We start from the raw sequence: 7,653 nt of genomic DNA, 5'->3' as shown, positions 1-7,653 counted from the left end.
CGCCACGCCCAGCCCGCCGGCGTGGCCCGACCGTCATGCTCACCGCCCCGCCTCGCGCGCCGCCTCCGGCCCGGCGGGCGGGCGGGCGCGGCCAGTCACGCGCCCGCCCACCACATCGGCCAGCGTCATGCCGCCCAGGAAAAGGCGGATCTGGTCGCCGAGCTCGGCCCAGAGGTCGTGCGTCAGGCAGCGTTCGCCGGCGAGGCAGCCGGGGCTGCCTTCCTCGCAGCGGGTGGCGATGATGGGCTCGTCGGCGGCCTCGACCACCTCGGCGATCGGGATCGCGGCGGGCGGACGCGCGAGGCGATACCCGCCGCCGGGTCCGCGCGCCGAGGCCACCAGGCCGGCGCGGCGCAGGCGGGCGAACAACTGTTCGAGGTAGGCGACCGAGAGGTGCTGCGCGGCGGCGATCTCGGCAAGCGTGACCGGGCGGCCCTGGGCGCAGGCGGCATCCCGGCCCTCGCGCGCGGCCATTTCGACCATGGCCATCACGGCGTAGCGTCCACGCGTGGACAAGCGCATTCCTACTCCGCTCCCTTCGCAACCCTGCCCGTCACTGCTCACATGGGGGCGGTGTCGTGATTCTGTTATGAAAACCCGACCGCCCTACGTATAGTGCGGCCGCCGCGGGACACGGGAACCTCCCCCGGGGCACCAAGGAATGCTCTGAGATTTAGGTGAAAGAGCATCATTTATCTCGGGAAGCCGCGTTTAGAGACGAATGATGCAATTTTCCGACCGTGGCGGTCAAGAATTGGCCGCCGCGACGCATTCCTGGAAGGCGCCCCCGCGCCGACGGAGCGAGGTTCCCCAAACTTGCGGCAGAGCGCCGCGGCTGCCGGCGACGTCCTTCGGGATGCTCCGGACCGCGCGCCCTGCGGCAGAGCGCATTGGACTGTAAGCACGATGCCCGAGGTCATGTTCGCCGGGCCGGATGGCCGGCTCGAAGGACGCTACCACCATTCGAAGCGCCCCAATGCCCCGGTGGCCCTCATCCTGCATCCCCACCCGCTGCATGGCGGGACCATGAACAACCGCGTCACCTACAGCCTGTACCAGCGCTTCCAGGCGATGGGCTTCTCGGTGCTGCGCTTCAACTACCGCGGCGTGGGCCGCAGCCAGGGCCGCTACGACGGCGGCATCGGCGAAGTCTCGGACGCCTGTTCGGGCCTGGATTTCCTGCAGGCGGTGAACCCCAATGCGTCCATGCTCTGGGTGGCGGGGTATTCCTTCGGCTCCTATGTCGGCATGCAGGTGCTGATGCGCCGGCCTGAGATGGGCGGCTTCATCTCCATCAGCGCGCCGGCCTCGCACTACGATTTCGGCTTCCTGGCCCCCTGCCCCTGCAACGGGCTGATCTTCCATGGCGCGGACGACGAGCTCGTGCCCGAGCCGTCCGTGCGCAAGCTGGTCGACAAGCTCAACACCCAGAAGGGCATCACCATCGACTACCGCGTGATGCCCGGTGCGGGGCATGTCTACACGCCCGAGCAGACCGAGAAGGTGGTGGAGGCCGCCGAGGACCATGTGATGGGCGTGCTCAACCGCGGCCGGATGGCGCTCGCCGCCGACTGAACCGCGCTTTCCTGCCGCGCGATACCCAGGGTCGCCGGGCGCACCGGCGGCCCTTGTCGTATCCTGGCGGCGCTTATTCTGCCTCAACCTCGCCCCGGAGCGGGGCGGAACACGGGAACCGAGGCCAAGCTGCCGACTGCGGCGAGCGCTGTCATTGATCTGGATCACACGCCGCGCATTGGGGGTGGCGCCTCCGCGTCATCGTGGCGCAGACAGCGGTACGCGCACTTCCGCGCCCGCCCGCCAGCGGGCATCCTCCGCGCAAATCAGCCGGAGGATTCGCGCCATGGACCACCTGACCACACGTCGCGGCGTGATCGCCGCGGCGCTGGCAGCCCCTGCCCTTGCCCACGCCCAGGGCAGCGGATGGCGGCCCGACCGGCAGATCACCATGATCGTCGCCTTCGCCCCCGGCGGCGGCACGGATGCCGCGGCGCGCACCATCGCGCGCTTCATGGAACGCGACCTCGGCCAGCCCGTGGTGGTGCTGAACCGCCCCGGCGCGGGCGGCGAGATCGGCTTCACCGAGCTCGCCCGCGCGCGGCCCGACGGCTACACGATCGGCTTCATCAACACCCCCACCATCGTCACCATCCCGATCGAGCGCCGCGCGCGCTTCAGCCTCGGCGATTTCGCGCTGATCGCGAACATCGTCGACGATCCGGGCGGCATCTGGGTGATGAACGACAGCACGATCCGCGACTTCCAGGGCCTGCTCGCGGCGGCGCGCGCGGCACCGGGCACCATCGGCTACGGCACCACCGGCATCGGCTCGGACGACCATCTCGCGATCCTCGCGATCCAGCGCGCGACGGGCACGCAGTTCCTGCACATCCCCTTCGCCGGGTCCTCGCAGGTGAAGCAGAACGTGATGTCGCGCGCGATCCCGCTCGCGGTGATGAACATGGCCGAGGGCATGAACGAATGGCGCCAGGGCGTGCTGCGCCCGCTGATCCAGATGGGCGCAACGCGCTGGGAGCCCGCCGCGGGCGTGCCGACGCTCAAGGAGGCCGGGCTCGACATCGTCGAGGGCTCGATGCGCGGCATGGCTGCCCCCGCCGGCATGCCCCCCGAGGTGCTGGAACGCCTGGCGCTGTCCGTGCGCCGGACCGTCGAGAACGAGGAATTCAAGGCGCTGGCCGCGCAGCAGAACCTGCCGCTGCGCTTCCTCGCCCCGCCCGAATACCTGGCCGAACTGCAGGCGCTGAAGGCGCGCTACGAAGCACTCTGGGCGCAGCACCCCTGGCGGGAATGAAGGCCGCTTCGGTGAAAGGCCCTCCCACAATCCCGGTGCGGGCCTGCCATCTCACCCGGCTACCCACTCAGGATGCCGCCGTTGGGTGGCCGCGCCGGAGAGCGGGCCTGCGCCGGGCCATGGAATGCGCCCCGCGGCACATTCCCGAACGCTCGCTCAGCCGATCCCGCGCAGCGCGACCAGCTCGGCCACATTCGCCGGCGTGATCAGCCCGGCGAGGCGCCCGCCCGCCTCCTCGACCGCCACCGCCGGCGCACCGCCGCGCGACAGCACCGCCAGTGCCTCGGCCAGCGGCGTGCGCCGGCCGACGCGCGGAATGGCGCGCTCCATCGCGCCCGAGACCGACGTCGTCGGCCCCTCGGCGCGCAGCGCGTGGATTATCGCATCGCGCGTCAGCAGCCCGACCAGCCGCCCGGCGCCGTCCACCACTGGGAAGTCCTGCTGCGGGGTGCGCAGCAGCGACTCGGCGGCGGCGGCGACATCGGCCTCGGGCGGCAGGGCCTCGAAGCGGGTCTCCATGGCGTCCTCGGCGACCAGGGCGCGGGTGGCGCTGCGCAGGGTCTCCTCCGCCGCCTCGCCGGCCGCGCCCAGCCAGACGAAGAGCGCGATGAAGATCAGCAGCGGCGCGCCGAACAGGCCCACGAAGCCGAGGACGATCGCCACGCCCTGCCCGATGCGCGCGGCGATGCGCGTCGCCTCGCCATGGCTCATGCGCAGCGCGAGGGCAGCGCGCAGCACCCGCCCGCCATCCATCGGGAAGGCCGGGATCAGGTTGAAGAGCACCAGGAAGGCGTTGACCCAGAACAGCCGCGGCAGCAGGCCCGCGCGCGGGTCCTCGACGCTCACCCCCTCCTCCAGGGACGGCACGCCGCCCATCGCCAGCGCCAGCAACAGGCAGATGCCCACATTCACCGCCGGGCCGGCCAGCGCGATGGCGATCTCCCGCCACGGTTCCTCCGGGATGCGTTCGAGCCGCGCCATCCCCCCGATCGGCAGCAACGTGATGTCGGGTGTGGCGATGCCGTAGCGCCGCGCGGCGGCCGCGTGGCCGAGTTCGTGCAGCACCACGCAGGCGAAGACGATGCTGATGAAGGCCATGCCGGCCAGCGCATCGGCCAGCCCGCCCTGGCGCGCATGCATCGCGCCGATCCAGGCGAGCAGCAGGAAGAAGGTGACGTGGATGCGGATGACGGTGCCGCGCACCGTGCCGATGGGAAAGGACCAGGCCATGGGTGGCTCCGCGCGCCGTGCTGCACCCATCATAGGGCAGCGGCAGCCACCCTACAGCAGCGACCCCACGATCCGCCCGCCCGTGAGCGGGCGCGGCGCGCCGGTGGTGCCGGGGAAGGTGATGGGCAGCCCGCGCGCAACCCGCGCGGCCAGCAACCCGAAAGCCTGGGCTTCCAGCGCATCGCCGTCCCAGCCCGCCACTTCCACCGGGCGCACCGGCTCCTCGAGCGCGCCGGCCAGCGCCTTCATGATCGCCGGGTTGCGCCGCCCGCCGCCAGCCACCAGCCATTGCAGCGGCGGTTCCGGGAACAGGCGCGCGGCCGCGGCCACGCAGACCGCGCAGAAGGCGCACAGTGTGGCCGCGCCATCGGCGGCCGAGAGCTCCGCCGCGCCGGCCTCCTTCAGCGCCCGGTCGAAATCCAGCCGGTCGAGCGACTTGGGCGGCGGCGCCGACAGGTAGGGATGCGCCATCAGCCGCCCGAGCACAGCGCCGTCGGCCTGGCCCGCCAGCGCCAGGCGCCCTGCCGCGTCGTAGTCCTTGCCGGTGTGCTGTCGCGCCCAGTCGTCCAGCGGGCCGTTGGCCGGGCCGGTGTCGAAGGCCAGCATCTCGCCATCAGGCCCGAGCCAGGTGACGTTGGCGACCCCACCCAGGTTCAGGATCGCGAGCGGCTTGGGCAGCGGCTGTGCCAGCGCGCGGTGGAACACCGGCACCAGCGGCGCGCCCTGCCCGCCCGCGGCCACGTCCGCGCTCCGGAAGTCGTAGGCGACCGTCATGCCGGTGCGCTTGGCGAGTGCCGCCGCATCGCCGACCTGCCAGGTGAAGGGGGTGATGTTGCGCCCCGCGACCGGCGGGCGGTGCAGGATGGTCTGGCCGTGGAAGCCGATCAGGTCGGCCTCGAGGCCGAGCGCCTCGACCGCCTCGGCATGGCGGTCGGTGATGCGGCGCACCGCGTCCAGCAGCTCGGGGTCGGTCTCGCTCAGGCTCTCGGCGCGGTCGAGCAGGGCGCGCAGCGCGCGGCGCAGCTTCGGGTCATAGGGCAGCGTGAGGCGCGGGCCGATCCGGGCGATCGTCTCCCCGTCCGTCTCCAGATAGGCGGCATCCACCCCGTCCAGCGAGGTGCCGCTCATGAGCCCGATGGTTCTCAGCATGCTTTTGCCGTCTTGCCTGTGCCGTGCTAGCCCCCCTGCCCTTCCGGCGAAAGCCCCCGGAGCATCCAGGACACCAGCATGAGCGGCCCCACCAGCGACTTCCTGCGCATCGCCAAGGAACGCGGCTACATCCACCAGACCTCGGACGAGGCGGAGCTGGATGCCGCGCTGAACAAGGGCGGGCTGGTCGCCTATATCGGCTACGACTGCACGGCGGACAGCCTGCATGTCGGCCACCTGCTGCCGACCATGCTGCTGCGCCTGCTGCAGAAGACCGGGGGGCGGCCGATCGCGCTGATCGGCGGCGGAACGACCAAGGTCGGCGATCCGTCCGGCAAGGACGAGGCGCGCCAGCTGCTCACCGAGGAGATCATCGAGGCCAACAAGGTCGGCATCCGCCGCACCTTCGAAGCACTTCTGGATTTCAGCGCCGGCGCGATGATGCTCGACAACGCAGAATGGCTGGACGAGCTGCGCTACATCCCCTTCCTGCGCGACGTGGGCCGGCACTTCTCCGTCAACCGCATGCTGACCATGGACAGCGTGAAGCTGCGGCTCGAGCGCGAGCATTCGCTGAGCTTCCTCGAGTTCAACTACATGCTGCTGCAGTCCTACGACTTCCTCGAGCTGCACCGCCGCCACGGTGCGGTGCTGCAGATGGGCGGGTCCGACCAGTGGGGGAACATCGTCATGGGCGCGGAACTCATCCGCCGCATGGCGGGCGGGCATGCGCATGTGCTGACCACGCCGCTGCTGACGACTGCGTCGGGGGCGAAGATGGGCAAGACCGCGGCCGGGGCGGTGTGGCTGAACCCGGACCGGCTGAGCCCGTATGACTACTGGCAGTTCTGGCGCAACACCGAGGATGCGGATGTCGGCCGCTTCCTCGCACTGTTCACCGAGTTGCCGATGGAGGAGGTGCGGCGGCTCGGCGCGCTGGCCGGCGCCGAGGTGAACGAGGCCAAGAAGGTGCTGGCGACCGAGGCGACCGCGCTGCTGCACGGCCGCGCGGCGGCCGAGAGCGCGGCCGAGACCGCGCGGCGCGCCTTCGAGGAAGGGGCGGCGGCGGAGAGCCTGCCCGCCATCACCGCGGCCCTGCCCGCGCCCTTCGTGGACCTGGCGGTGGCGGCGGGGCTGGCGGCGAGCAAGGGCGAGGCGCGGCGGTTGATCGCGCAGAACGGGCTGCGCCTGAACGACGCGGTGGTGAGCGACGTGGCGCTGAACGTGACGCCGGCCGACCTGCGCGACGGCGCCGCGAAGCTGAGCGCGGGGCGCAAGCGGCACGTGCTGGTGCGCAGCGCTGTGAAGCAGGTCACAGGCTGAGATCCGACGTCGTCACGGATGCTTGAGTGCGGGGGTTCGCCCTCGTTATGATAGTTCCGCGGCCATAATGGCCGGGGAGACCCTCGACATGAGCATCCAGGACGATCTGGTCGAGTTCCTGCGCAACGGCCGCGAGGTGCGCTACCTCAACTTCGAGGCCTTCGGCTACCGCTTCAGCCCGGGGCAATACGCCATCGTCGCCAACGACATCGAAAAGGGGCGGATCCCGGTGCGGGATTCGTCTCTGCTGCCCATGTCGAAGGGCGCGGGTGCGTCCTGGAAATACGGCCTGAACGAATTCTGGTTCCTGCCCGATGCAGACATCGCCAATAACGACGCTTGGCGCGCTCTCTCCGCACATGAGGCGACGCATGCGGTGCACGACATGCTAAAGCCGGGCATCATCGAACGGCCGGTCGCCGAGGCGATCGGCTATCTGGCAGAGGCGATCGTCCGCAAGGTCCAGGGCAAGGGCCCGCTGACCGACAAAACGGGCGCGGTCGACCCGATCCGAGCCGAGGCAATGCGCGTGGCAGTCGCCATCTGGGACAACACAGGGTTGCTGTCGATGAAGGTGTCCGACGCCGATGCCGACGCGTTCCGGTCCGTCGTTGCGCGCCACCCGCATTATGTCGCGCAGGGGCCATCAGTGGAATACCACGGGCTCGACGATTAGGCCGCCGAAGGCCGGCGGGCGCCGACGTCGATGGACAGGGGCGCGCCCGTTGGTGCACCATCCCTGGGCCCCGCAAGCGCAACAACCATCAAGGCGCGGAGCACCCAACCCCGGATCGTATCCAGGCAGGAGTGCCCCATGTCCGCTTTGCCCCGCCCCCTAGGCCATTCCCCGCGCCTCGCCCTCGGCTACCTGCGCCGCCGGCGCGTCGTCGGCGCCTCGCTGGCGCTGGCAGCGACGCGTCGCGCCCAGGCGCAGGCGCCCTGGCCGGACCGACCGGTCCGGATCGTGGTCGGGCAGCCGCCCGGCGCAGGGCCGGACCTTCTGGCGCGCGGCCTCGCGCCGCATCTTTCGGCCGCCTTCGGGCAGCCGTTCGTGGTGGAGAACCGGCCCGGCGCGGGCGGCACCCTTGCCGCCGCCGCGGTGGCGCAGGGGCGCGACCCGC

General features: G+C 71.2%; 7 protein-coding genes and 1 pseudogene. 5 read left to right on the top strand and 3 right to left on the bottom strand.

Going from position 1 to position 7,653, the window contains the following annotated elements; translation table 11 throughout:
• Positions 1–39: 39 nt before the first annotated feature.
• Complete coding sequence (locus HW578_RS20160; RefSeq protein ID WP_198372508.1) at positions 40–522, bottom strand: Rrf2 family transcriptional regulator; 483 nt, start codon at positions 520–522, stop codon at positions 40–42.
• Between the two features lie 384 nt (positions 523–906).
• Here HW578_RS20160 and HW578_RS20155 point away from each other — a divergent pair, with 384 nt between their 5' ends.
• Together HW578_RS20155 and HW578_RS20150 are read left to right on the top strand one after the other, a co-directional pair.
• Positions 907–1,575, top strand: a complete 669-nt coding sequence (locus HW578_RS20155) for an alpha/beta hydrolase (protein ID WP_198372507.1) — start codon at positions 907–909, stop codon at positions 1,573–1,575.
• A 286-nt stretch (positions 1,576–1,861) separates the two neighbouring features.
• Entirely contained in the window at positions 1,862–2,830 is a 969-nt protein-coding gene (locus tag HW578_RS20150) for a tripartite tricarboxylate transporter substrate binding protein (protein ID WP_198372506.1), read from the top strand.
• Between the two features lie 156 nt (positions 2,831–2,986).
• On the opposite strand, the gene HW578_RS20145 is transcribed toward HW578_RS20150, so the two are convergent.
• Positions 2,987–4,060 (bottom strand): site-2 protease family protein, encoded by a 1,074-nt coding sequence (locus HW578_RS20145; RefSeq protein WP_198372505.1) that lies wholly within the window; start codon positions 4,058–4,060, stop codon positions 2,987–2,989.
• Between the two features lie 51 nt (positions 4,061–4,111).
• On the bottom strand, positions 4,112–5,206 hold the full coding sequence (locus HW578_RS20140) for an anhydro-N-acetylmuramic acid kinase (protein WP_198372509.1): 1,095 nt from the start codon (positions 5,204–5,206) through the stop codon (positions 4,112–4,114).
• An 81-nt stretch (positions 5,207–5,287) separates the two neighbouring features.
• Between HW578_RS20140 and tyrS the strand changes: the two genes are divergently transcribed.
• The 3 genes and pseudogenes from tyrS to HW578_RS20125 form a co-directional block, all read left to right on the top strand.
• Entirely contained in the window at positions 5,288–6,532 is a 1,245-nt protein-coding gene (tyrS, locus tag HW578_RS20135; protein ID WP_198372504.1) for a tyrosine--tRNA ligase, read from the top strand.
• Between the two features lie 88 nt (positions 6,533–6,620).
• Complete coding sequence (locus tag HW578_RS20130) at positions 6,621–7,208, top strand: hypothetical protein (protein ID WP_198372503.1); 588 nt, start codon at positions 6,621–6,623, stop codon at positions 7,206–7,208.
• Positions 7,209–7,346: 138 nt separating this feature from the next.
• Positions 7,347–7,653, top strand: a pseudogene (locus HW578_RS20125) (hypothetical protein); the annotation flags it as partial.

The sequence above is a fragment of the Roseomonas rosulenta genome (assembly GCF_016106005.1).
In the GTDB taxonomy this organism is placed as follows: Bacteria; Pseudomonadota; Alphaproteobacteria; order Acetobacterales; family Acetobacteraceae; genus Neoroseomonas; species Neoroseomonas rosulenta.
This window is presented reverse-complemented; position numbering and strand designations above follow the sequence as displayed.

Excerpts from the sequence above, each read along its gene's own strand:
- HW578_RS20160 (WP_198372508.1), bottom strand. The coding sequence starts at position 522 with ATGCGCTTGTCCACGCGTGGACGCTACGCCGTGATGGCCATGGTCGAA.
- HW578_RS20155 (WP_198372507.1), top strand. The coding sequence starts at position 907 with ATGCCCGAGGTCATGTTCGCCGGGCCGGATGGCCGGCTCGAAGGACGC.
- HW578_RS20150 (WP_198372506.1), top strand. The coding sequence starts at position 1,862 with ATGGACCACCTGACCACACGTCGCGGCGTGATCGCCGCGGCGCTGGCA.
- HW578_RS20145 (WP_198372505.1), bottom strand. The coding sequence starts at position 4,060 with ATGGCCTGGTCCTTTCCCATCGGCACGGTGCGCGGCACCGTCATCCGC.
- tyrS (WP_198372504.1), top strand. The coding sequence starts at position 5,288 with ATGAGCGGCCCCACCAGCGACTTCCTGCGCATCGCCAAGGAACGCGGC.
- HW578_RS20130 (WP_198372503.1), top strand. The coding sequence starts at position 6,621 with ATGAGCATCCAGGACGATCTGGTCGAGTTCCTGCGCAACGGCCGCGAG.